Here is a 21,697-nt window from a genome sequence, read left to right on the forward strand (position 1 = left end):
GTGCGCGCCGACGCGGTGCGGCTCCCCGCCTCGGCGGCGGCCGAGAACCCCGGCACGGCCGGCGACACCGCCTCCGGCGGGGCCCCGGAGCCGGCCTCGAGCGACGCGTCTCACGCGCCGGGCGGAGCCAACGGCCAGAGCCGGGCCGACACCGCCGCGCCGGCGGCCGACGAAACCCCCGGCGAAGCCGGGACGGCCGTGGCCGGCGAGGCCCCGGAGGCGGGCGCCAACGGTGCGTCCTCCGGCGGAGCCGGGGGAGAGGGTCCGGGCGGAGCCCGGGGGGCGGTGGCCGGGGCAACCGCCCCCGCGGGGGTCCGGGGCGTAGCCCCGGAATTGGCTCCCGGGGACGCGTCTCCCGGCGGTGTCAACGGCCAGGGTCGGGCCGATGCCGCGGCCGGGGCGGAGCGGTTGGCCGCACCGGTGGCGGATGCCACGCCGCCCGGCGGAGCCGGGACGGCCGCCTCCGGCGGGGATCGGGGCGGAGCCCCGGAACCCCTCCCGGGTGGGGGCCCGGAACCCCTCCTGGGTGGGGGCCGGGGGGATGGCGCCGGTGGCGGGGAGGGGCAGGGGCCCAGCCGGAGGCTGGTCGTGGCGAGGGGGATCGCCGTGGGGGCCGGGGTGGTCACGGCGGGGCTGATGGGGTACGGGACGTACGCCGCCCGGCGTCTCGTCACGCGCCACGTGAGCGTCACGCTCCCGCGACTGCCCCGCGCAGCGGACCGGTATCGGATCGCCGTCGTCAGTGACATCCACCTCGGGCCGCTGCTCGGCCGTTCGCACTGCCAGCGGGTGGTGGACACCATCAACCGCACCAGCCCCGACCTCGTCACCGTCGTCGGCGACCTGGTGGACGCCGAGGTCGACGACCTGCGGTCGGCGGCCGCGCCGTTGGCGGGGATCGAGGCCAGGGACGGCGTCTACTTCGTCACCGGGAACCACGAGTACTACGTGGACACCGCGGCCTGGGTGGACCACGTCAGGGAGCTCGGCCTGCGTCCGCTGACCAACGCCCGTGACGAGCTGGCCCACTTCGACCTGGCCGGCGTCAACGACGTGGCGGGCGAGGGCACCGACTTCGGCGGTCCGGACTTCGAGGCCGCGCTCGGCGACCGCGACCCGGCCCGGGTCAGCGTGCTCATGGCGCACCAGCCGGTGCAGATCCACGACGCCGTCGACCACGGCGTCGACCTCCAGCTGTCTGGGCACACCCACGGCGGGCAGATGTGGCCGCTCAACTACCTCGCGGCCACCGCCAACCCGACGCTGGCCGGCCTCGACCGGTACGGCGACACCCAGCTCTACGTCACCCGCGGGGCCGGCGCCTTCGGCCCGCCCGTCCGGATCGGCGCCGATCCGGACGTCACGCTGCTGGAGTTGCGCAGCGCGGACTGAGCCCCGCCGAACGGGGCACCTTGTCCGGTTTTCGTCTCAGCCGCTCGTCCGGGTCAACTAATCACGCCACGAAGGTGTCCTAGATAACAAGCAGGGCACAACCTGACAGCGTGACGGAAACAGCGCGCCAGGGGCGAGGAGGAGAGTGGGGGCATGACGGACGAGGTCCAGACGGAGCCGGGGTTGATCATCAGAGGGCGGGTGCGGGATTCCCTGGGGGTGGCGTTGCCCCGTGCCGTCGTCACGTTGTCCGGCGCGGCCGGCGGCCGGCACCTGGTGAAGACCCGCAGCGCGGACGACGGCGCGTTCAGCGTCGAGGCGCCCGGGCATGGGGAATACGTGCTGGTCGCGTTCTCCCCGCAGTTGGGAAGTCAGCAGGTGGCCGTCCGGCTCGAAGGCCGGCCGGTCGAGGTCGAGTTCCGGATGGACGTGCCGGGCGCCGGCACCGAATGATCAGGGAACAGGCGTCGAACGGCCATGGAACGATCATGGAATGAGCATTGAACGAGCACCGGAAGGGCCCGCCGTGGACACCGGAGGGCCACCGGATCCGTCGGGACGTGAGGAGGAGGTGTCCAAGGAGCGGAACGCCGGCGTCCAGATTTGTGTCCCCTCCGTTGCCCCCTGACCCATGCGCGGGCAGGACCACTGTGGTTGGCTGGCCTCCCAAACGTCTTCGGAGGAAGGGCGCGGAGAGTTGCGACGGATCCGGGCCAGAGGGGCCATCGGCCTCGGGCTTGTGGTGGTGCTTGCGGTCGGCGCCATCGGTGGCTGGATGTTCTTCCGGTCGAGTGGTGGCGACGACGAGCCGATCGTGGTCGGCACCACCTCGACACCGACCATCCTCGACCCGGGCGGCGCCTTCGACGCCGCCGGCGCGGCGTTGATGAGCAACCTCTACCAGTCCCTGATGACCTACGCGCCGGGGCAGGAGGAGCCGGTCCCGGACGCCGCGGAGAGCTGCGAGTTCACCGACAACCAGCTCACGGTCTACCGCTGCACCCTCCGGGACGACCTGTCCTTCAGCAACGGCGACGAGGTCACGCCAGACGACGTCAAGTTCTCCTACGAGCGCGTCCTCTCGATGGCCGACCGCGCGGCCCGCGAGGCCGAGGACGACAGCATCCCGGAGGAGGAGAAGTTCGCCTTCGCAGGCCCCTCCAGCCTGCTGGCCAGCCTGGAGGCGGTGCGCGTCGACGGGCAGGACATCATCTTCGAGCTCAACCAGCCGGACGCCACCTTCCCGCTGGTCGTCGCGGGCAGCGCGGGCGCCATCGTCCACCAGGACAGCTACAGCGCCATCGAGCCGCGCACCGACGGCCAGGTGGTCGGCTCGGGCCCCTTCCTGCTCGACAGGTACCGGGCCAACGAGTACGCCGAGTTGGTGCCCAATCCGGGCTACCACGGCGCCGTCGACACCCCCGACACCCCGGTGACCGTGCGGTACTTCGTCCAGTCCGACGACGGCACCGCGGCCGAGGAGCAGCTGGCCGACGCCTGGGACGCCGGCGAACTCGACGTCAACAACGGGCGGATGCCGCCCGCCGTGATGTCCGAGCTCAACCGCAGCGACTCCAGCATCCGGGTCGCCGAGACCACCGGCGGCAGCATCCGGGTGCTCGCCTTCAACACCGACCAGGGCATGCCGATGAGCGAGGCGGTCGCCCGCCGGGCCGCCGCCACCCTGATCGACCGCGAGGCGATCTCCCGCCGTGTCCAGCAGGACACCGTGGAGCCGCTGTACTCGCTGATACCCGTCGGCTTCACCGGCCACGGCACCCCCTACTACGACCACTTCAGGGGCGTGAGCGTCGACTCGCTCCGCACCGAGATGGAGTCGGCGGGACTCGAACTCCCGGTCCGCTTCAACCTGGCGTACTCCCGGGGCGTCGCCAACCACGCCGAGGCCGAGCTGATCCAGCAACAGCTCGAAGAGGGCGGCCTGTTCGACGTCGAGATCAGCTACCACGACTGGGCCGAGTTCATCCCCACCATCTACGGCACCCGCGGCTACGACGCGTACCTCATCGGCTGGACCCCGGACTTCCCCGACCCGGCCACCTTCACCGACACCATCCTCGGCCCCGGCGACGCCCTGGCCACCGGCTTCAGCGACAACGCGATCAACGAGCTGATCAGCCGCACCCACGGGGAGCTGGACCGCGGGCGCGCCGCCGAGGACTTCCTCACCATCCACGACCTGGCCGCCGGCTCGGCGCCGATCGTCCCCATCTGGCAGGACCGGCGCACCGTGATCAGCACCGTCGAGATCAGCGGCACCCAGAACCTGGTCTCGCACAGCGGTGTGTGGCGGCTGTGGGAGCTGCACCGCATCTGATCTTTAGGGCAGGATGCTGGCATGGCACGTTTACGGCACACCCTCGCGCTGGCCTCGGTCGACCGCGGCCGCGTCGAGAGCTTCATCGCCGTGGTCCACGAGGTGTTGGAGAGCCTGCACGCGGAGGACGGCACGCTGGTCGCCGAGGACGGGCGCACCGTGCGCGGCGCCCGGCTGCTCGCCGGTGAGCACCTGGCGCCCGGCGCCCGCTACCGGGGCACCGCCGGCGCGGACGGGATCCTGCCCACCGAGGGCGGCACCCCGCGCTGGTCGGACGGCGAGTTGACGGTCCTCGGCTGGGACCGGGCGAAGGAGACCGCGCTCCGGTTCGACCTCGGCCGCGAGGAGCAGGAGCTGTCCAGCGGTGCGAAGTCCTCGGCGGCCCGGGTGGTCACCGAGGTGCGGCTGGCCAGCTCGGACCGGCCGCAGCGCGCCGGGCTCTCGGTGGCCGGCGCGCTGACCAGGGCCGACGGCCGGCCGCGCCGCTGGCGCTCGTTCACCGTCAAGGGCCGTCTCGACCTGGGGCGTTGGTGGGAGGCCGCCGGCGGCGCGCCGGGCCGGCCGCCGGTGTCCATCGGCATCCGCTACGCGCTGCTGCGCGCCGACCTCCAGGCGGTGCCGCGCCCCACGGCGGACGGCACCTGGCGCCTCGAGGTGCTGACCGTGCTGCGCGGCCGCGGCCTGGCCAGGCCCGTGGTGGCGGTGCCGCTGCTCGCCACCCGGCGGCTGCTGCACCGCAGCCTGGCGCAGGCGCTCGACCGGCTCGCCGAGGACTGGTGCACCCGGGTGGTGTCGGAACTCGCCCGCGATCCCGAGACGTTCCGCCAGTGGCTGCTCGACGAGGCCTGCCGCGATACCTCGCGGTAGCGGTCACGGTCACGGTCGCGGTCAGAGGACCTTGCCCGGGTTGAGGATGCCGAGCGGGTCGAACACCTCCCGGATCGACCGCTGCAACGCCACGCTCTCGGGGCCGAGTTCACGGGCCAGCCAGTCCCGCTTCAGCACGCCGACGCCGTGTTCGCCGGTGATGGTGCCGCCCAGCTCCAGGCCGAGCGCCATGATGTCGTCGAACGACGCCTGGGCGCGCCGCCCTTCGTCCTCGTCGGCGGAGTCGAAGCAGACCGTGGGGTGGGTGTTGCCGTCCCCGGCGTGCGCGACCACGCCGATGGTCAGCCGCTGGCGTTCGGCGATCGCCGCGACGCCGTCCAGGAACTCGGCGAGCCGGCCGCGCGGCACGCACACGTCGTCGATCATCGTGGTGCCCTTGACCGACTCGAGCGCGACCAGCGTGGCGCGCCGGGCGGCGAGCAGCAGCTCGGACTCGGCCGCGTCGTCGGCCGGCACCACCTCGGTGGCGCCGGCGGCCCGGCACAGCTCGCCGACGGCGGCCAGGTCGGCGGCCGGGTCGGGGGTGTCGAAGCCGGCGAGCAGCAGCGCCTGGGTGGATTCCGGCAGGCCCATCCTGGTCACCCGGTTCACGGCCTCGATGGTCGTCGCGTCCATCAGTTCGAGCAGCGAGGGCGTGTGCCCCGCCGCCATGATCCTGGCGACCGCGTCGCCGGCCGCCGCCGTCGAGTCGAACTCGGCCGCCAGCACCAGCTGTTGCGGCGGCGCCGGCTTCAGCGCGAGCACCGCCCCGACGACCACCCCGAGGGTGCCCTCGGAACCCACGAAGAGCCGGGTCAGGTCGTAGCCGGCGACGCCCTTGGCGGTGCGCCGCCCGGTGCGCAGCAGCCGGCCGTCGGCCAGCACCACGTCGAGGCCGAGCACGTACTCGGCGGTCACCCCGTACTTGACGCAGCAAAGACCGCCCGAGCCGGTGCCGATGTTGCCGCCGATGGTGCACTGCTCCCAGCTCGACGGGTCGGGGGGATAGGCGAGGCCGTGCGCGGCCACCGCCTTCGACAGGTCGGCGTTGACGACCCCTGGCTCGACCACGGCGATCCGGTTCACCGGGTCGATCTCCAGGATGGCGTCCATCCTGGTCAGCGAGAGCACCACGCAGCCCTCGACGGCGTTGGCCGCGCCGGAGAGCCCGGTTCTGGCGCCCTGCGGCACCACGGGCACCCGCAGCGCGGTCGCGGTGCGCAGCACGTGCCGCACCTGGTCGACGGTGCGCGGCAGCACCACGACGGCCGGCGCCCCGGCGGGGCAGAAGCTGGCCATGTCGTTGGCGTAGGAGGCGGTGACGTCGGGGTCGGTGAGGATCGATTCCGGCGGAAGCCCTTCGCGAAGCAGTGCCACGAGTTCGCTCATGCAAGGCAGCTTGGCAGCTCGGGCGCCGAAAACCCATGGTCGGGGAAGGGCCCCGCCGGACCGGCCGGGATCAGCCCTGGCCGTCGTTCCCGATCACGCCCGAGACCCAGTTCGCGTGGGCGGCCGCGCTTGGCATCACGTTGGGGCTGACGGCGCAGCCGTTGACGCTGCGGCTCTCCAGGGCCACCAGCTCCCAGCGGCCGTCCCGCCACCGCACCGCCGGCGTGCCGGAGTCACCCGAGCAGTTGCCGGTGGCGGGGTTCTTCGGGTCGTCCACGCACAGGTCGCCCTCGGTCAGGTCGTAGATGCCGCCGACCACGCAGTTCGCGCCGTCGATCACCGAGGTCCGCAGCTGGTTGAGGCGCACGGGGGCCTCGGTCTGGCCCACGGCCGTGATGCCCCAGCCGAGGACCCGCAGCCTGTCGCCCGTCGTGGCCTCCTCGTTCGCGACGGCCAGCGGCTCCTGGTCCACCGGGCGGTCGAGGCGGAGCAGCGCGACGTCGGACTGCCGGTCGCCGGGCGTGGTCCAGTAGTCGGGGTGGACGACCGTCTCCACGACGCGCGCCGTGCTGCCGCCGCTGGTGCGGTCGTTGGAGCCCACCCGGACGTCGAAGACCGCCGGGTCGTAGGGCCGGCTGGCCGCCTGGTCGTAGACGCAGTGCGCCGCCGTCAGCACCCACTGCTCGTCGATCAGCGAGCCGCCGCAGCGGAACCGGTGCCGGCCGTCCGGGTCCCAGTTCAGCGCGGTGACGAAGGAGTACTCGCCGGTGGCCGGCTCCCCTCCGATGATCCTCGGGGACACGGGCTCCGCCTGGGCCGGGCCCTGGAAGGCGGTCAACGCGCCGGCCGTCAGCGCCACCACCAGGGCGGCGCGGGTCATCGGTTTCCTGCTCACATCGGCTCCTTCACCAGGTGCGCCGCCCACTGCGGGCACGGCTGAGCAGGACGCTATGGGCTCGGTCTTTCCGAGATCTGTCACGGTGAAGGCGGGTGGGGGTGAAGGCGGAGGGGTGGGCCGGCGCGCTCCGCGCCGGCCCACCCCGTGGAGTTCCGCTCAGAAGCGCCGGGTGATCAGCGCCCGCTTGACCTCCTGGATGGCCTTGGTGACCTCGATGCCACGCGGGCAGGCGTCCGTGCAGTTGAAGGTGGTGCGGCAACGCCACACGCCGTCACGGTCGTTGAGGATCTCGAGCCGCTGCTCCCCACCCTCGTCGCGCGAGTCGAAGATGAAGCGGTGCGCGTTGACGATGGCCGCCGGGCCGAAGTACTGGCCGTCGTTCCAGAACACCGGGCAGGACGAGGTGCACGCGGCGCACAGGATGCACTTGGTGGTGTCGTCGAAGCGCTCCCGGTCGGCCGCCGACTGGAGGCGCTCCCTGGTCGGCTCGTTGCCTTTGGTGATCAGGAACGGCATCACGTCGCGGTACGCCTGGAAGAACGGCTCCATGTCGACGATCAGGTCCTTGAGGACCGTCATGCCCTTTATCGGCTCGATCGTGACGGGCTTGGTGGCCCGCCCCTCGCCCAGGTCGGCGATGTCCTTGATCAGGGTCTTGCAGGCCAGCCGGTTGCGGCCGTTGATCCGCATCGCGTCCGAGCCGCAGATGCCGTGCGCGCAGGAGCGGCGGAAGGTCAGCGTGCCGTCCAGCTCCCACTTGATCTGGTGCAGCGCGTCGAGCACCCGCTCCTTGGGGTCGATGCGCAGCTCGAAGTCCTGCCAGACCGCCTCGGCACCCTCCTCCGGGTTGAACCGGCGGATCCGGAAGGTGACGGTGACCAGGTGCTCGGCGGCCGACGGGGCCTCGTCGGTCTTCTCCAACGTGGGGGTAGCCATCAGTACTTACGCTCCATCGGCTGGTAGCGGGTCTGGACGACGGGCTTGTAGTCAAGCCGGATCGACTCGTTGCCCTCGGCGTCGACCTCGCGGTAGGCCATGGTGTGCCGCATGAAGTTGACGTCGTCGCGGTTGGGGTAGTCCTCGCGGTAGTGGCCGCCGCGGGACTCCTGGCGGGCCAGCGCGGAGACCACGAGCACCTCGGCGAGCTCCAGCAGGTTGCCGAGCTCCAGGGCCTCGAGCAGGTCGGTGTTGTACCGCCTGCCCTTGTCCTGCACCGACACGTTCCTGAAGCGGCTGCGCAGGGCGGTGATGTCCTCCAGCGCCTCCTTGAGCGTCTGCTCGGTGCGGAAGACCATGGCGTTCTTGTCCATGGTGTCCTGGAGGTCCCGGCGGATGGCGGCCACCCGCTCGCTGCCGGTGGAGGAGCGCATCCGCTCCACCTCGTCGGCCACGAGGCTCTCGGGGCCCTCGGGGAGCTCGACGAAGTCGGCGGTGGCCGCGTACTCGGCGGCCGCGATGCCGGCGCGCCGGCCGAACACGTTGATGTCGAGGAGCGAGTTGGTGCCGAGCCGGTTGGCGCCGTGCACCGAGACGCAGGCGACCTCGCCGGCCGCGTAGAGCCCGGGCACCACGTCGGTGTTGTTGGACAACACCTCGCCCCTGACGTTGGTCGGGATGCCGCCCATCGCGTAGTGCGCGGTCGGCTGGATCGGGATCGGGTCCGTGTACGGCTCGATGCCCAGGTAGGTGCGCGCGAACTCGGTGATGTCCGGCAGCTTGGCGTCCAGCTGCTCAGGCGGCAGGTGCGTCAGGTCCAGGTAGACGTGGTCGCCCTCGGGGCCGCAGCCGCGACCCTCGCGGATCTCCGTGTAGATGGAGCGGGAGACGACGTCGCGCGAGGCCAGGTCCTTCATGACGGGCGCGTACTTCTCCATGAAGCGCTCGCCGTCCTTGTTGCGGAGGATGCCGCCCTCGCCGCGGGCGCCCTCGGTGAGCAGGATGCCCATCCGCCAGATGCCCGTCGGGTGGAACTGGAAGAACTCCATGTCCTCGAGCGGCAGGCCGCGCCGCCAGGCGGCGGCCTGGCCGTCGCCTGTGAGGGTGTGCGCGTTGGAGGTGACCCGGTAGAACTTGCCGTTGCCGCCGGAGGCGAAGACCACGGCCTTGGCCTGGAAGACGTGCAGCTCGCCGGTGGCCAGCTCGTAGGCGACGACGCCCGCGGTGCGCTTCTCCCCGTCGACCTCGGTGAGCAGCAGGTCGAGCACGTAGAACTCGTTGAAGAACTCCACGCCCTCCTTGACGCAGTTCTGGTACAGCGTCTGGAGGATCATGTGCCCGGTGCGGTCGGCCGCGTAGCAGGAGCGGCGGACCGGGGCCTCGCCGTGGTTGCGGCTGTGGCCGCCGAAGCGGCGCTGGTCGATCCGGCCCTCGGGGGTGCGGTTGAAGGGCAGGCCCATCTTCTCCAGGTCGAGGACCGAGTCGATGGCCTCCTTCGCCAGGATCTCGGCGGCGTCCTGGTCGACCAGGTAGTCACCGCCCTTGACCGTGTCGAAGGTGTGCCACTCCCAGTTGTCCTCCTCGACGTTGGCGAGGGCGGCGGCCATGCCGCCCTGGGCCGCGCCGGTGTGGGACCTGGTCGGGTAGAGCTTGGTGAGCACCGCGGTGCGGCTGCGCTTGGTCGCCTCGATCGCGGCGCGCATCCCGGCGCCGCCAGCCCCGACGATGACGGTGTCGTACTTGTGGATCTGCATGAGTCGTCAGCCCCGTCAGCGGATGTTCGGGTCGAAGGTGAAGATGACCAGCGTGCCGAGCAGCACGGTGAAGACCGTGGCCGTGTAGAGCAGCATCTTCAGCCAGAAGCGGGTGGTGTCGCGCTCGGCGTAGTCGTTGATGATCGTGCGCAGGCCGTTGCCGCCGTGGAGCATGGCGAGCCAGAGCATGATCAGGTCCCACGCCTGCCAGAACGGCGAGGCCCAGCGGCCGGCGACGAAGGCGAAGCTGACCTTGGAGACGCCGCCGTCCAGGACGAGCTGGATCAGCAGGTGGCCGAGCACCAGCACCACGAGCACGATGCCGGACAGCCGCATGAACAGCCAGCCGTAGAGCTCGAAGTTGGTGCGGGTGGCGCGCGGGGTGCGGCCGGTGCGGGCCCGGGGCGGCTCGATGACCGGCGCCGGGTTGTCCGGGGAGTAGGTGGTGTCGGTGACCTGGGTGGTCTCGATGGCCATGATCATCAGCTCCCGAACAGCTCACGGAACGCGTGGCCGAGGACCGGATAGGCGGCCCCCGCCATCAGGACGACCCAGACGCCGACGACGGTCCAGAGCATCTGCCGCTGGTAGCGGGCGCCCTTGTTCCAGAAGTCGACGGCGACGACCCGCAGGCCGTTCAGCGCGTGGAAGAGCACGGCGGCCACCAGGCCGTACTCCATGAACGCCACGATCGGGGTCTTGTAGACCGCGATGGTGTCGTCGTACGCCTCGGGGGAGACCCGGACGAGCGCGGTGTCCAGGACATGGACAAAGAGGAAGAAGAACACCAGGACACCGGTGACGCGGTGCGCCACCCATGACCACATGCCTTCCCGGCCGCGGTACAGCGTTCCTGCCGGCACGGAAGAACCCTTCAGCAAGCGATCAGGGCCTGCCGGCAGCTCCTGCTCCTGTGGGACGTCGGTCGGGCCCGGCCGGGTACGGTCCTCCGGCCGCCGCCATGCTATCGGCGGCTTCGGGCGGCTTCGTCGCGGGGGGCGCCCAGCGGCCAGGACCGCGCGGATTGTCGGCCGTCGCGCATCGCGTTTGCCAAGCGATGGCCAGCGGTTACCTTCGAGGTATGCGACAAGCGCCCTGGCGAATATTCGCACTGGCCACGGCCGTGGCGGTGATCGTCACGTCGGTGGCCCTGGCCGTGGTCAGGAGCGGCACCTCGGGCTCCACCGCCACCACCGGAAACACCTCCCCCACCCAGACCCCCACGGACCCGCTCACCCCACTCCCGGCCGGGCCGACCGGAGCGCCGGAGATCATCCCGGCCGTCCGCTCCTTCGACGCCGCCCAGGGCGACGGCTGGGCGCCGGCCGACTCGACCCGCGTGATAGCGGACTCCGGCGGCCCGCTCGCGGGCACCGCCGACCGGCTCGCCGACGACCTCGGCGTCGGCCGCGCCGACGACGGCGCCAGGGACGGCGACATAGAGCTGAAGCTCGACGACGGCGCCGACACCGGCGCCGAGGGCTACCACCTGGTGACCGGCGACCACCGGGTCACCATCACCGGCAGCGAGGACGCCGGCGTCTTCTACGGCACCCGAACGGTCGTACAGGCGGTGAGCGGCGCCGGCGGCCTCCCCGAGGGCGAGATCCGCGACCGGCCCGACCGCCCGCAGCGCGGCCTCTCCCTGGACACCGCGCGCAAGCCGTTCAGCGCCTCCTGGATCGAGGACCGGCTCCGCGAGATGGCCGACCTCAAGCTCAACCAGCTCCAGCTGCACTTCAGCGACGACCAGGGCTTCCGGATCGAGAGCGAGACCCACCCCGAGGTCGTCTCGGACGACCACCTCACCAAGGACGAGGTCCGCTCGATCCTCGACCTGGCCGACTCGCTGCACATCACCGTGATCCCGGAGATCGACTCGCCAGGACACCTCGGGGCGGTGCTCGACGCCCACCCGGAGCTCCAGCTCAGGCGGGCCGACGGCAGCGCCACGGCCGGCGCCATCGACATCGCCAACCCGGACGCGGCCGCCCTCCTCGACGACCTGATCACCGAGTACGCCGACCTCTTCCCCGGCCGCTACCTGCACCTGGGCGGCGACGAGTACGCGGCGCTGATGACGTCGGACCCCGAGGCCAGCTACCCGGACCTGGCGGCCGCCGCCCGCGACCGCTACGGCTCGGACGCCCGCGTCCAGGACCTGGCCACCGGCTGGCTCAACGACCGCGCCGACACGGCGCGCGGCGCCGACAAGGAGCCGCAGGTCTGGAACGACGGCATGTTCGCCGGCGGCGTCGTGCAGCCCGACAAGGAACGACAGGTCACCTACTGGACCGGCCGCGAGATCGGCGCCCGGGAGCCCGTCGAGTACCTGGACGGCGGCTGGCAGCTGCTGAACCTCAACTCCGAGTACCTCTACTACGTACTCGGTGAGCCCAACGGCTTCACCTATCCGACCGGTGAGCGTATCTATGACGAGTGGACACCAGACGTGCTGCGCGGTTCCGACGCCGTGCCCGACCGGTTCAGGAACGCGGACGACATCCCGGGCGGCCGGTTCGCGGTCTGGTGCGACCTGGCGGACGCCCAGACCCCGGAGCAGGTGGCGGCCGGCATCCGCCTGCCGCTCGCCGCGGTGTCCCAGAAGCTGTGGAACCCGGACCGGCCCTCGCTCAGCTGGGCCGAGTTCACGTCGCTCGCCGACCGGGTCGGAGTCTGAGCCGGCCCGGGCAAGGCCGTCGATTCGGCCGGACCGGCCGAGGCCACGCGAACAGCCGGGGCCGCCACCCCCCACAGGAGAGACCCCGGCTGTCGCCGGCCTCGGGCCTGACCGGGCCCGGGTCCGTATCTCGTACAGCGTCGAACACCAGGAATCTGTTACCGAGCGGATACGTCCGGATGCGCCATGGACTTAGCGCGGCGAGACCGCGTAGCGTTCAGGCACTGGAGACACACAGTTACCAACCTTGAAACGCAAGCGGCGTGAGCCGCCAAGGGGGGCCGGGAGTGCAGGGGGCAGACGTCGAATTGACCGCGGCGGTTCACGCGGCCCAGGAAGGGGACGAGACCGCCTTCCGGGCGGTCTTCAGAGCGGTCCACCCACGGCTGCTCGGCTACGTGCGGACCATCGTGGCCGAGCCCGACGCCGAGGACGTCACCGCGGAGGCGTGGCTGCACATATCGCGCGACCTCCAGCGGTTCAGCGGCGACGCGGACCGGTTCCGCGGCTGGACGGCGCGGATCGCTCGCAACCGGGCGCTCGACCACCTCAGGGCCAGAGGCCGCCGGCCGCAGGAGTACCGGGCCGACGAGGAGGTGCTCGCCGACCTGCCGTCCTCGGCCGACACCGCGGAGGAGGCGATGAACGCGCTCGCCACCACCCGGGCCCTGGCCCTGGTCGCCGAACTCCCGCAGGAGCAGGCCGAGGCCGTGGTGCTGCGCACCATGTTCGGCCTCGACGCCAAGCGCGCCGCCTCGCTGATGGGCAGCCGTCCTGGCGCCGTCCGCACCGCCAACCACCGCGGCCTGCGCCGGCTCGCGCAGCGCTTACGCTGCGTCGACCCGGCGAACTGCCAGGACCACGTGCGCGAGATGTGCGTGGAGGGCCCGACCGAGGCGCGGGTCGAGGCGCGGGTCGCGGCACTCGAGGCGCGGATCCAGGCGCGGATCCAGGCGCGGATCGAGGCTCGCGTCGAGGCGGGTGTAACGGAATCGAGGGCTACGGCGCAGTAAGGAACAGGTCGACTGGTCATCGACCGACAGGGCAACCCGAGGTCCCCCCCGTACCTCAGGGAAGCCCAGGCGCGGGCGGGGCGGCTTTCCCCCTAGCCCCGCCCGCGCACCCTTTCCAGGGCCCGGTGGCGACCAGGCCCTCAGGCGCGGCCACCCCCGCGCCCCCGAGACGTCCGGATCCGAGCGCAACCGCTCCCCGGACCCGGTGATCTCCGCGTGTGTTTCCCGGCCGTGCGGAAGCCGCGACGCGGCCCCCGGCCCCCCTGCGTGTGCGATGTCGCGTTCCGGCCGCGAAAGGTGAACGGAAGGCGACCGGCGATCGTCCAATACGTTAAGTCGCGCCTATTGTTCGCGGGCTGAGGGAATCGGCCACGCGAGTTGGCCCAGTGGTGTCGTGCTGTTAACTGGTTGTTGTGACTGAGTTGGCCCGACCCTCGCCCCACACCGTCTACCGTTCGGTGCCTATGGTTCCTTACGTGCCCGATTCATCCCGCGGCCCGCTGCGTTTGGCCGTGCTGGCGGATTCTGACACGCGGTGGAAATGGGGCGCGCTCACCGCGCGCCGGATAGCCCCCGAGTCCTCCGTCCACGGTTATCTCCTGCGGGGTCGAGCGACCCCCACCGCACGGCAGTTGGCCGAGACGGACACCGGTGTCGAGGAGCCGGAAGAGATCACCGCGATCAACTTCCTACGGCGCATCGGTGATCTCCGGGAGAAAGCCGCGGAAAGCGCCGCCGAATCCCGCGACAACGCCACCGAGAACGCCCCCTACGACGCGCTGATCCTGGCCTGCGTCGGCGGCACCGTCCAGGCCATGCTGCACGGCCTGGCCCGCGCCTGGCACGGGGCGCCCCGCCGCACCGTCGTCGTCAGCGGCTACGTGGGCGTCGTCTACGAGAAGCTGACCGACGGCCTGCTGCTGCGGCACGGCGCCGACATCGTCCTCGCCAACAGCGCCTTCGACGCCGCCAGGTTCCGCGAGCAGTTCCGCGGCGTGCGGGCCGACACCTCGGCCGTCACCGAGTGCGCGCTGCCGTTCCTCGCCGGTCAGCCGTACGACGCCGGCGCGGTCGAGCGCGGCGACCGCCCCTACCGGGTCGTCTTCGCCGTCCAGCCCTCGGTGCCCGGCACCCGCAAGGACCGCGCCTACCTGCTGGAGCGCGCCGTCGAGCACGCCCGCCGGCACCCGCGGCGCGAGGTCGTCCTCAAGCTCCGCAGCAAGCCGGGCGAACACACCACGCACATCGAGGAGCTGCCCTACCAGCGGCTCGTCGAGCGCATCAAGGGCGGCACCCCGGCCAACTTCCAGCTCGCCTACGGCAACATGGGCGAGATGCTGGACGGCACCGACCTGCTGGTCACCGTCAGCTCCACCGCCGCGCTCGAATCGCTGCACCGCGGCATCCCCACCGCCGTGCTCACCGACCTCGGCATCCGCGAGCAGCACGGCAACCACTACTTCCTCGGCTCCGGCTGCTACGCCTCCTGGGACGAGCTCGACGGCGGCCTGGTCCCCACCCCCGACCCGGGCTGGCTGGCCGACCAGGGCCTCGGCCGCGCCCCCGAGGACGCGTTCGGGCCGGCCCACCAGCGGCTGGCCACGCTCCGTGAGCTGGCCGACGACGAGGGGCTGCCGCCGCTCGACCCCTACTACACGGTGCGCACCGCCCCCGGCTACCTGCCAGGCGTGCTCGCCAGGCACGGCCTGGACGTCAAGGGCGAGCCGCTGGCCGGCTTCCAGGGCGGGCCCGACCCCACCACCGGGATGCGCGGCGCCTCCAAGCGCCTGCTGCGCAGCACCGCGCGTGGCGCCTACCGCGCCGGCGTCCAGCGGGTGGCCCCGCTGATCCGGCGCTGGGGGCAGCTGTGACCGCCCCCGCCACGCCCCCCTCCTCTTCCTCCCCCGCATCCCGATCCGACCGATCCGATCGACGAACGAAGGCTTCAGGCATGAGCACTGTGCTGGCTGTGATCCCCGCCCGCGGGGGCTCCAAGGGCGTGCCGGGGAAGAACCTCGCCCCCGTCGGCGACGCGCCGCTGATCACCCGCGCGGTCCGTGCCTGCCGTGGCGCCCGCCTGGTCACGGCCGTGGTGGTCTCCACCGACGACCCGGACATCGCCGCCGCCGCGCACGCCGCAGGCGCCGAGGTCGTCGAGCGGCCGGCCGAGATCGCCGGGGACAAGGCCACGAGCGAGGCCGCGATCCTGCACGCCACGGACGTCTACCAGGAGCGGCACGGGGTCTCCGTCGAGGTGGTGCTGCTCGTCCAGTGCACCAGCCCCTTCCTCACCCACGAGGAGGTGGACGGGGTCGCCGCCGCCATCCTGGACGGCGCCGACACCGCGCTGACCGTCGCCCCCTTCCACGGCTTCGTCTGGCGGGAGGCGGCGAGCACCGGCGGCCAGGGCGTCAACCACGACAAGTCCTACCGCCCGATGCGGCAGGACCGGCCGCAGGACCTGCTGGAGACCGGCGCCTGCTACGGGATGCGCGCCGAGGGGCTGCGCGTCGAGCGGCACCGCTTCTTCGGCCGCACCGAGCTGGTCCGCACCGACCCGGCCCGGGTGCTGGAGATCGACGACCCGCACGACCTGGCCAGGGCCCGCGCCCTGGCGCCGCTGCTCGACGGCGACCAGAAGGGCCTGACGGCCGCGGGTTCTGCCTACTCCGGCTACCCCGACTACCTGCCGACTCGCGCCGACATCGACGCGATCGTGCTCGACTTCGACGGCACCCAGACCGACGACCGGGTGCTCGTCGACACCGAGGGACGGGAGATGGTCGCCGTGCACCGCGGCGACGGCCTGGGCATCGCCGCCCTGCGCCGCGCGGGGATCCCGCTGCTCATCCTGTCCTCGGAACAGAATCCGGTCGTGGCCGCGCGGGCGCGCAAGCTGCGCATACCAGTGCTGCACGGCATCGACCGGAAGGACCTCGCCCTCAAACAGTGGTGCGAGGAGCAAGGAATCGCGCCGGAACGCGTGCTCTACGCGGGCAACGACGTCAACGACCTGCCGTGCTTCGACCTGGTCGGCTGGCCGGTGGCCGTCGCGAGCGCCCACGACGTCGTGCGAGGAGCCGCTCGCGCGGTCACCTCGACGGCCGGTGGCGCCGGCGCGATCCGCGAGATCGCCTCGTGGATCCTCGGAAAGGAACTCAGCCCCTCATGACAACCAACAACCGACTTCGTCAGCTCGGCGACCGCGTCGTGGGCCCCGGCCGTCCCGTCTATGTCACGGGCGAGATCGGCATCAACCACAACGGCGATCTGGAGAACGCCTTCGCGCTGATCGACGCGGCGGCCGAAGCCGGCTGTGACGCGGTCAAGTTCCAGAAGCGCACGCCGGAGATCTGCACCCCGCGCGACCAGTGGGACATCGAGCGGGACACCCCGTGGGGCCGGATGACCTACATCGACTACCGGCACCGGGTCGAGTTCGGCGAGGCCGACTACCGCGCCATCGACGAGTACTGCCGCAAGAAGGGCATCCACTGGTTCGCGTCCCCGTGGGACCCGGAGGCCGTGGACTTCCTGGAGCAGTACGACGTGCCGGCGCACAAGGTGGCCTCCGCCTCCCTCACCGACGACGAGCTGCTGCGCAAGCTGCGCTCCACCGGCCGCACCGTCATCCTGTCCACCGGCATGTCGACCCCGAAGCAGATCCGCCACGCGGTCGAGGTCCTGGGCAGCGAGAACATACTGCTCTGCCACGCCACCAGCACCTACCCGGCCAAGGCCGACGAGCTGAACCTGCGCGTGATCAACACGTTGCAGGCCGAGTACCCGAACGTGCCGATCGGTTACTCGGGCCACGAGACGGGCCTGCAGACCACGCTCGCCGCGGTCGCGCTCGGCGCCGTCTTCGTCGAGCGTCACATCACCCTGGACCGCGCGATGTGGGGCTCCGACCAGGCCGCCTCCGTCGAGCCGCAGGGCCTGACCCGGCTGGTGCGGGACATCCGCACCATCGAGGAGTCGCTGGGCGACGGCGTCAAGAAGGTCTACGACAGCGAGCTCGGCCCGATGAAGAAGCTCCGCCGCGTCAAGGGCGTCGTGGCCGAGGGCACCGAGGGCGACGCGGAGCGCGAGCCCGCCTCGGTCTGAACCTGCCGGCACCTGCGGGACACTGGAGTTCCCAGGACCATCACAGAGCACGGGACGGAGTAACGCGCATGACTGACCGGGGGGCCAAGGCGCGCGCCACCACGCTGGCTTTCGCCGAGAGTCCGGTGCAGTTGCTGAACATCCTCGAGTGGGCGCACGCGTCGCACGCCGCGTCCTCCCGGGCCGCGTCCTCTCGGGATGGGCGCGATCTCACCGTGGTCATCCTGCCGCCGCACGACCCGACCAGCCGGGGCCAGCTGCGCCGCATGGCGCAGCTGGCCCGGGACTCGGGCTACCGCGTGCTCTGGCGCGAGGCGCGCGGCAGCGCCGTCGCGCCGCCCCGATCGCTGGCCGCCCTGGCCGGGCCGATGCGCCGGGCCGGGCTGCTGGTCATCGGGGACCCGTTCTCGCACTACCTCCAGCTGTTGCTCTCCATGGCCGGCGGCCGCCGCGACATCGTCGTCGTGGACGACGGCACCGCCACCATGGAGTTCACCGCCCAACTCGCCCGTGGCGAGCGGCTGGTGCGCTGGCACCGGCCGAACGCCCGCGGCCCGCGGGCGCTGCTGTTCGCGCCCGTCGCGCGGCGCGCCGTGCGGCGTCTGACGCCGGCGGCGGGCCGCTCCGTCGAGGTGTTCACGGCGATGCCGGTCGAGGCGTTGGCCGGCGTCACCGTCACGGCCAACGACTTCGCCTGGACCCGCGCCCACTTCCCCGCGCCCCGGCTGACCGGCGGCGCCGACCTGGTCGGCACCTCGCTGGTGGAGACGGGCGTCATCCAGGAGGACCGCTACGTGGCCGGCGTGGTGGCGCTGGCCGAGGCGCACGGCGTCACCCGCTACTTCGCGCACCGCAGGGAGAGCGTCGACAAGCTGCGGCGGCTGACCAACGAGGCCGGGCTCGAGATCGTCCGCCCCGACCTGCCGCTCGAACTCGTCGCCAGGCGCGGCCCGATCGGCTCCACGATACTGAGCTTCCCCTCCACCGTGGTGCACACGCTGCCGCGGGTGCTGGCCGACACCGACGTGAAGGTGGCGGTCTGCGACATATCGGAGAGCTGGTTCACCGACGGCGTCAGCGAGCGGGCCAGCGGTTTCCTCTCCGCCGTCACCAACACCGCCCTCGGCACCCACGGCCTGACCTCGCTGCCGGCGCAGCAGTAGATCACCGGCGCGCATCGACGAGGCATCGACAAAAAGAAAGTAGTCATACCCAGTCACACACGGTCTTATGCGGCCGGGCCGTGATTCCGTGATGTGAACTTTCCATGATCGATGCCGTCTTGACAGGCGAACGGGGTTAGGGTCGTCCCGTGAGTGATCTGCCGTCTCCGGAGTCCGCGCCCGTCCCCGAACTCGATGACGAGCTGCGCGCCGAGCTGATCGCCTTCCGCCGGGACCTGCACATGCATCCCGAGTTGGGCAACCAGGAGGTTCGCACCACCGCCGTCGTCAAGAAGCGCCTGGAGCGCGCCGGGCTCGCCCCGCGCGTGCTCGGCAGCGGCACGGGGCTGGTGTGCGACGTACGTCCACCGGGGGACAGTGGGCCACTCCTCGGGCTCCGCGCCGACCTGGACGCGCTGCCGATCCCGGACACCAAGACGGTGCCCTACGCCTCCACCATCCCCGGCCGGGCGCACGCCTGCGGCCACGACGTGCACACCACGGTGGTGCTGGGCGCCGGCCTGACGCTGGCGAGGCTCGCGGCCGAGGGCCGGCTGCGGCGTGGCGTCCGGCTGCTCTTCCAGCCGGCCGAGGAGGTGCTGCCGGGCGGCGCCCAGGACGCGATCGAGCACGGCGTGCTCGACGGCGTGGGCCGGATCCTGGCCCTGCACTGCGACCCCAAGGTGGACGCCGGCCGTCTCGGCGTGCGCACCGGCCCGATCACCGCGGCCTGCGACCGCATAGAGATCAAGCTCGCGGGCCCCGGCGGCCACACGGCCCGCCCGCACCTCACCACCGACCTGGTCACGGCCGCGGCCCGGGTCGCCGTCGACGTCCCCGCGCTGGTCGCCCGCCGGGTCGACACCCGCGCCGGCATGGCGATCACCTGGGGCCGCCTGGAGACCGGCCACGCGCCCAACGTGATCCCGCAGTCCGCCGAACTGTCCGGCACCATGCGCTGCCTGGACATCGAGGCGTGGCGCTCGGCCCCCGACGTGGTGCACGCGGCGGTCGACGAGGTCGCGGCGCTCTACCGCGCCAAGTCCGAGCTCCAGTACATCCGCGGTGTCCCACCGGTCGTCAACGACGCGGAATCCACGGCCCTGTTGACCGAGGCCATGGTCTCCCGCTTCGGCGCGGACTCCGTCGAGCCGACCCAACAGAGCCTGGGCGGTGAGGACTTCTCCTGGTACCTGGAGCACGTCCCCGGCGCCATGGCCCGCCTCGGCGTCCGCCCGCCGGGCGACGCGTCGGCCACGCCACGCGACATCCACCAGGGCGACTTCGACGTCGACGAGTCGGCGATCGGCGTCGGCGTGGAGCTGCTGGTGGCGGCGGCGCGGCTCGGCTGATCCTGTGACGGTAGGTACGCGACACGCCGGTTGAGGTGTACCGAACGTCGCACGATCGCGGCTACCCCAGGTCGAACCACACCGACTTGCCGGCCGGCCGCCGCAACACGTCGCACCCCCAGTGGCGGGCGAGGCTCTGCACCAGGTGGAGCCCCCGCCCGCCCTCCCTCTCCACCGCCTGCGCCGCCGCCGCCGGCGGCGGCAGGTAGACCGGGCTGTTGTCGAACACCTCAACGCGTAGCCCGGCCGGCGTGATCACCGTCGTGAGGGCGATGAGCGGCGACGCGGTGTGCTGGTGCGCGTTGGTCACCACCTCGGAGACGAGCAGCCGGGCGCTCTCCTCGGGCAAGAACTTCAACGGCTACGCGAGCCAACCGGCCTCTCGGCCGCTGAAGCGGGCGAGCGTATCGGGGTGGGCCGCGCCCACATGAGCCATATCGAGGCCGGTCGTACGAATGTCTCCGCCGACAAGGTGCTGACGCTGGCGGAGGCGTACGGTTGCGAACATCGGGATCTCGTCAACGGCCTTCTCACCATGGCCGAAGCCGATGGGCGCGGATGGTGGTCCGACTACAAGAAGGTCGTGAACCCCCAGCTCCTGGACCTCGCCGAGCTGGAGGGCATGGCCGTGGGCTTCCGCACCTTCCAGTGGTTGTACGTGCCTGGCCTCCTGCAGACGCCTGCCTACACGCGAGCGTTGATCCGTAGCGGCGACAATGGAATCGGCTCTGATCGTCTCGCACGTCACGAGGAGTTCCGGTTGAGGCGTCAGCGGATTCTCGAACGTGATCCCGCGCCGGCCGTTCGGGTCGTCATCCACGAGGGCGCGTTCCGCATGGGATTCGTCGGGCCTGATGTCATGGCGGAGCAGCTTGAGTATCTGATCGAGGCTGCCCGATCCCCCAACATCACCATTCAGCTACTGCCGTTCAGCACCGCCACCAACCCGGCGGCCCTGGGCGCCTTCACGATCCTGGAAGTAGGCTCGCCCGAGCTGCGAACGGTCTATGTCGAGCAGCCCATCACCTCGATGTTCCTGACCGAGCAGCACCAACTGGAGCAGTACACGGCGCACTTCTGCCGGCTGGAGAATGTGGCACTGGCGCCCCTGGACCCCCACGGCCCTGCGGGCGAAGGTACGTTCGGACTTGCCCAGCACCTGCTGTACAGCCTGAAGGAGAGAAGTCATGTCCGCTCTTGAGTGGCAGAAGTCCAGTTTCAGCGGTGAGGCGCACCAGGAGTGCATACAACTGGCGGCCGGTCCCAGTCCCCTCCTCCTGCGCGAGAGCGACGACCCCGCCGCCGTCCTGACCACCCGCCCCGCCCGGGCGGCGGCCCTGCTGACCGCCATCAAGGGCGGCGGCTGGTCGGCGCGCGGCCGGTAGTGCGACCACGGACCGTGCGCCCTTATGCGTTCCCTGTCACGTTGACTAGCCTGCCCTCACCGACAGTTGGTTCCAAGGGAGGGCAGGGTGCGGCCACCGGCGGAGAGAAAGCATCGTAGTTCCATCAACGATGATGGCCACCAGCCTGACCGTCCCATCCCACCGCCCCTGCCCGAGACGCAGAAACCGCCGAAGCCCAAGGAGGATGGCGGCCAGGGCGGCCAAGGGGGTAGCTCCCCAGTCGATTCGTGAGTGGGGCGGTCCGGCGGCCGGCTGAGGCCGTTGGCAGCGACGAACTGCTCGCGGCGGTGACCACTCGGCTTGGACGGGCTCCACGGCCCGAGTGGGCGCGGGCTTTGCGCGCCGTACCTCGGCATCTCTTTCTGCCCGACCAGGTCTGGCTGCGGGATGGCGAGGGTGGCT

The 21,697-nt window shown here is 71.7% G+C and carries 20 protein-coding genes; 13 read left to right on the forward strand and 7 right to left on the reverse strand.

Annotated features, from left to right (window positions below; translation table 11 throughout):
* Positions 1 to 588: 588 nt before the first annotated feature.
* From ACYVPE_RS31880 to ACYVPE_RS31895, 4 genes are all read left to right on the forward strand, one after another.
* Entirely contained in the window at positions 589 to 1,392 is an 804-nt protein-coding gene (locus tag ACYVPE_RS31880; protein WP_461037253.1) for a metallophosphoesterase, read from the forward strand.
* A gap of 153 nt (positions 1,393 to 1,545) precedes the next feature.
* Complete coding sequence (locus ACYVPE_RS31885; protein ID WP_461037254.1) at positions 1,546 to 1,845, forward strand: carboxypeptidase-like regulatory domain-containing protein; 300 nt, start codon at positions 1,546 to 1,548, stop codon at positions 1,843 to 1,845.
* Positions 1,846 to 2,089: 244 nt separating this feature from the next.
* Positions 2,090 to 3,730, forward strand: coding sequence for an ABC transporter substrate-binding protein (locus tag ACYVPE_RS31890; protein ID WP_461037255.1), 1,641 nt, complete (start codon positions 2,090 to 2,092; stop codon positions 3,728 to 3,730).
* Positions 3,731 to 3,751: 21 nt separating this feature from the next.
* Positions 3,752 to 4,597 (forward strand): hypothetical protein, encoded by an 846-nt coding sequence (locus ACYVPE_RS31895; protein WP_461037256.1) that lies wholly within the window; start codon positions 3,752 to 3,754, stop codon positions 4,595 to 4,597.
* Between the two features lie 21 nt (positions 4,598 to 4,618).
* Here the strand turns inward: ACYVPE_RS31895 and ACYVPE_RS31900 are convergent, their stop codons facing one another.
* The 6 genes from ACYVPE_RS31900 to sdhC all read right to left on the reverse strand — a co-directional run bounded on the left by ACYVPE_RS31900 (position 4,619) and on the right by sdhC (position 10,437).
* Complete coding sequence (locus ACYVPE_RS31900) at positions 4,619 to 5,986, reverse strand: FAD-binding oxidoreductase (RefSeq protein WP_461037257.1); 1,368 nt, start codon at positions 5,984 to 5,986, stop codon at positions 4,619 to 4,621.
* Between the two features lie 70 nt (positions 5,987 to 6,056).
* Entirely contained in the window at positions 6,057 to 6,881 is an 825-nt protein-coding gene (locus ACYVPE_RS31905) for a S1 family peptidase (protein ID WP_461037258.1), read from the reverse strand.
* Positions 6,882 to 7,040: 159 nt separating this feature from the next.
* Positions 7,041 to 7,820 (reverse strand): succinate dehydrogenase iron-sulfur subunit, encoded by a 780-nt coding sequence (locus tag ACYVPE_RS31910; RefSeq protein ID WP_461037259.1) that lies wholly within the window; start codon positions 7,818 to 7,820, stop codon positions 7,041 to 7,043.
* A complete protein-coding gene (gene sdhA / locus ACYVPE_RS31915; RefSeq protein ID WP_461037260.1) occupies positions 7,820 to 9,574 on the reverse strand; it encodes a succinate dehydrogenase flavoprotein subunit in 1,755 nt (584 codons plus the stop codon). Before sdhA ends, ACYVPE_RS31910 begins: the two co-directional genes overlap by 1 nt.
* A gap of 15 nt (positions 9,575 to 9,589) precedes the next feature.
* A complete protein-coding gene (locus ACYVPE_RS31920; RefSeq protein ID WP_132821945.1) occupies positions 9,590 to 10,051 on the reverse strand; it encodes a succinate dehydrogenase hydrophobic membrane anchor subunit in 462 nt (153 codons plus the stop codon).
* Positions 10,052 to 10,056: 5 nt separating this feature from the next.
* The gene (sdhC, locus tag ACYVPE_RS31925; protein WP_461037261.1) at positions 10,057 to 10,437 is read right to left on the reverse strand and encodes a succinate dehydrogenase, cytochrome b556 subunit; all 381 of its coding nucleotides are present in this window, start codon (positions 10,435 to 10,437) and stop codon (positions 10,057 to 10,059) included.
* A 218-nt stretch (positions 10,438 to 10,655) separates the two neighbouring features.
* Between sdhC and ACYVPE_RS31930 the strand changes: the two genes are divergently transcribed.
* The 7 genes from ACYVPE_RS31930 to ACYVPE_RS31960 all read left to right on the forward strand — a co-directional run bounded on the left by ACYVPE_RS31930 (position 10,656) and on the right by ACYVPE_RS31960 (position 19,889).
* Complete coding sequence (locus ACYVPE_RS31930) at positions 10,656 to 12,254, forward strand: family 20 glycosylhydrolase (RefSeq protein WP_461037262.1); 1,599 nt, start codon at positions 10,656 to 10,658, stop codon at positions 12,252 to 12,254.
* 287 nt (positions 12,255 to 12,541) lie between these two features.
* Positions 12,542 to 13,267 carry an RNA polymerase sigma factor gene (locus ACYVPE_RS31935; RefSeq protein WP_461037263.1) on the forward strand — a complete coding sequence of 242 codons (726 nt, stop codon included), beginning with the start codon at positions 12,542 to 12,544 and terminating at the stop codon, positions 13,265 to 13,267.
* 476 nt (positions 13,268 to 13,743) lie between these two features.
* Positions 13,744 to 15,138: a DUF6716 putative glycosyltransferase gene (locus ACYVPE_RS31940; RefSeq protein ID WP_461037264.1), complete on the forward strand. Its 1,395-nt coding sequence runs from the start codon at positions 13,744 to 13,746 to the stop codon at positions 15,136 to 15,138.
* Between the two features lie 80 nt (positions 15,139 to 15,218).
* Positions 15,219 to 16,439, forward strand: coding sequence for a cytidylyltransferase domain-containing protein (locus ACYVPE_RS31945; RefSeq protein ID WP_461037265.1), 1,221 nt, complete (start codon positions 15,219 to 15,221; stop codon positions 16,437 to 16,439).
* Entirely contained in the window at positions 16,436 to 17,374 is a 939-nt protein-coding gene (locus tag ACYVPE_RS31950; protein WP_461037266.1) for an N-acetylneuraminate synthase family protein, read from the forward strand. Before ACYVPE_RS31945 ends, ACYVPE_RS31950 begins: the two co-directional genes overlap by 4 nt.
* Positions 17,375 to 17,442: 68 nt before the next feature.
* The gene (locus ACYVPE_RS31955; protein WP_461037267.1) at positions 17,443 to 18,537 is read left to right on the forward strand and encodes a hypothetical protein; all 1,095 of its coding nucleotides are present in this window, start codon (positions 17,443 to 17,445) and stop codon (positions 18,535 to 18,537) included.
* Between the two features lie 149 nt (positions 18,538 to 18,686).
* A complete protein-coding gene (locus ACYVPE_RS31960; protein WP_461037268.1) occupies positions 18,687 to 19,889 on the forward strand; it encodes a M20 family metallopeptidase in 1,203 nt (400 codons plus the stop codon).
* A 61-nt stretch (positions 19,890 to 19,950) separates the two neighbouring features.
* Here the strand turns inward: ACYVPE_RS31960 and ACYVPE_RS31965 are convergent, their stop codons facing one another.
* Positions 19,951 to 20,247 (reverse strand): ATP-binding protein, encoded by a 297-nt coding sequence (locus tag ACYVPE_RS31965; protein ID WP_461037269.1) that lies wholly within the window; start codon positions 20,245 to 20,247, stop codon positions 19,951 to 19,953.
* On the opposite strand from ACYVPE_RS31965, the gene ACYVPE_RS31970 reads away from it, so the two are divergent.
* Complete coding sequence (locus tag ACYVPE_RS31970; RefSeq protein ID WP_461037270.1) at positions 20,185 to 21,090, forward strand: helix-turn-helix domain-containing protein; 906 nt, start codon at positions 20,185 to 20,187, stop codon at positions 21,088 to 21,090. The two genes, ACYVPE_RS31965 and ACYVPE_RS31970, sit on opposite strands and share 63 nt — an antisense overlap.
* The gene (locus ACYVPE_RS31975) at positions 21,077 to 21,274 is read left to right on the forward strand and encodes a DUF397 domain-containing protein (RefSeq protein WP_461037271.1); all 198 of its coding nucleotides are present in this window, start codon (positions 21,077 to 21,079) and stop codon (positions 21,272 to 21,274) included. Before ACYVPE_RS31970 ends, ACYVPE_RS31975 begins: the two co-directional genes overlap by 14 nt.
* Positions 21,275 to 21,697 lie beyond the last annotated feature (423 nt).

The organism is Streptomyces mayteni, assembly GCF_054783955.1.

What these genes read in the sequence shown, in the direction of transcription:
- ACYVPE_RS31885 (WP_461037254.1), top strand. Translation starts at nt 1,546, where the DNA reads ATGACGGACGAGGTCCAGACGGAGCCGGGGTTGATCATCAGAGGGCGG.
- ACYVPE_RS31895 (WP_461037256.1), top strand. Translation starts at nt 3,752, where the DNA reads ATGGCACGTTTACGGCACACCCTCGCGCTGGCCTCGGTCGACCGCGGC.
- ACYVPE_RS31900 (WP_461037257.1), bottom strand. Translation starts at nt 5,986, where the DNA reads ATGAGCGAACTCGTGGCACTGCTTCGCGAAGGGCTTCCGCCGGAATCG.
- ACYVPE_RS31910 (WP_461037259.1), bottom strand. Translation starts at nt 7,820, where the DNA reads ATGGCTACCCCCACGTTGGAGAAGACCGACGAGGCCCCGTCGGCCGCC.
- sdhA (WP_461037260.1), bottom strand. Translation starts at nt 9,574, where the DNA reads ATGCAGATCCACAAGTACGACACCGTCATCGTCGGGGCTGGCGGCGCC.
- ACYVPE_RS31920 (WP_132821945.1), bottom strand. Translation starts at nt 10,051, where the DNA reads ATGGCCATCGAGACCACCCAGGTCACCGACACCACCTACTCCCCGGAC.
- ACYVPE_RS31930 (WP_461037262.1), top strand. Translation starts at nt 10,656, where the DNA reads ATGCGACAAGCGCCCTGGCGAATATTCGCACTGGCCACGGCCGTGGCG.
- ACYVPE_RS31945 (WP_461037265.1), top strand. Translation starts at nt 15,219, where the DNA reads ATGAGCACTGTGCTGGCTGTGATCCCCGCCCGCGGGGGCTCCAAGGGC.
- ACYVPE_RS31950 (WP_461037266.1), top strand. Translation starts at nt 16,436, where the DNA reads ATGACAACCAACAACCGACTTCGTCAGCTCGGCGACCGCGTCGTGGGC.
- ACYVPE_RS31955 (WP_461037267.1), top strand. Translation starts at nt 17,443, where the DNA reads ATGACTGACCGGGGGGCCAAGGCGCGCGCCACCACGCTGGCTTTCGCC.
- ACYVPE_RS31975 (WP_461037271.1), top strand. Translation starts at nt 21,077, where the DNA reads ATGTCCGCTCTTGAGTGGCAGAAGTCCAGTTTCAGCGGTGAGGCGCAC.